Raw genomic sequence first — 1,430 nt, 5'->3', positions numbered from 1 at the left:
TTGGCGGCCTTTTGATTTGGGCTTGTTGCCCATTTTTGTGATTGAGAAGATTTTGTGTTGCGTTTTGCAGACCTGGCAGCGACCTACTCTCCCGCGTCTTGAGACGAAGTACCATTGGCGCTGGGGCGTTTCACGGCCGTGTTCGGAAAGGGAACGGGTGCAGCCGCCCCGCGATAACCACCAGGTCGGCAAAACGCAACGATTTCCATTTTTGAGATGGAAACAGTTTTCGAGAAGCTGGAGAGCCGAAGCTCTATTTAATTTAACACGTCTTTCTTTGACTGGTCCGTTTGCCTGCCTTGCTCGAGGTTGAGCGAGGCAGCCATACAGGACGTTAGTCCGTCGCGCCTTATGGCGCGCGCCGTCTGCAGGGCCCTTGGCCCGTGAAGACAGAAGATGATGTCATCAAGCTTGGCTTGATGAACATATTCAATGGGAACGAAGAAGTCGATCGAGCTATTAGTAACGGTAAGCTTCACACATTGCTGTGCTTCCACACCCGTCCTATCAACGTGGTCGTCTTCCACGGCTCTGATAGGGAACACTCGTTTTCAGGTTGGTTTCCCGCTTAGATGCCTTCAGCGGTTATCCATTCCGTATATAGCTACTCTGCTATGCCCTTGGCAGGACAACAGATCCACCAGAGATACGTCCATCCCGGTCCTCTCGTACTAGGGACAGATCCTGTCAATATTCCTACACCCACGGCAGATAGGGACCGAACTGTCTCACGACGTTCTGAACCCAACTCACGTACCGCTTTAAATGGCGAACAGCCATACCCTTGGGACCTGCTCCAGCCCCAGGATGCGATGAGTCGACATCGAGGTGCCAAACAACCCCGTCGATATGGACTCTTGGGGGTCATCAGCCTGTTATCCCCGGCGTACCTTTTATCCGTTGAGCGATGGCCCTTCCACACGGGACCACCGGATCACTATGACCGACTTTCGTCTCTGCTCGACTTGTCAGTCTCGCAGTCAGGCTAGCTTATGCCATTGCACTCGACGACCGATTTCCGACCGGTCTGAGCTAACCATCGCGCGCCTCCGTTACTCTTTCGGAGGCGACCGCCCCAGTCAAACTACCCACCATACACTGTCCCGGATCCGGATAACGGACCGCGGTTAGACATCCACGAAGATAAGGGTGGTATTTCAAGGATGGCTCCACAGAAACTGGCGTCCCTGCTTCAAAGCCTACCACCTATCCTACACATGCCTTGGCGAATGCCAGTGTAAAGCTATAGTAAAGGTGCACGGGGTCTTTCCGTCTGACCGCAGGAACCCCGCATCTTCACGGGGAATTCAATTTCACTGAGTCTATGTTGGAGACAGCGGGGAAGTCGTTACGCCATTCGTGCAGGTCGGAACTTACCCGACAAGGAATTTCGCTACCTTAGGACCGTTATAGTTACGGCCGCCGTTTAC

At 53.5% G+C, this 1,430-nt stretch carries 2 rRNA genes; both read right to left on the bottom strand.

Annotation, left to right across the window (positions count from 1 at the left end):
- Positions 1 to 70: 70 nt before the first annotated feature.
- Positions 71 to 185, bottom strand: a 5S ribosomal RNA gene (gene rrf, locus QRN60_RS23830).
- A gap of 253 nt (positions 186 to 438) precedes the next feature.
- Positions 439 to 1,430, bottom strand: a 23S ribosomal RNA gene (locus QRN60_RS23825); the annotation flags it as partial.

It is taken from the genome of Agrobacterium sp. CFBP2214, from assembly GCF_030209895.1.
Classification (GTDB): domain Bacteria; phylum Pseudomonadota; class Alphaproteobacteria; order Rhizobiales; family Rhizobiaceae; genus Agrobacterium; species Agrobacterium radiobacter.
This window is presented reverse-complemented; position numbering and strand designations above follow the sequence as displayed.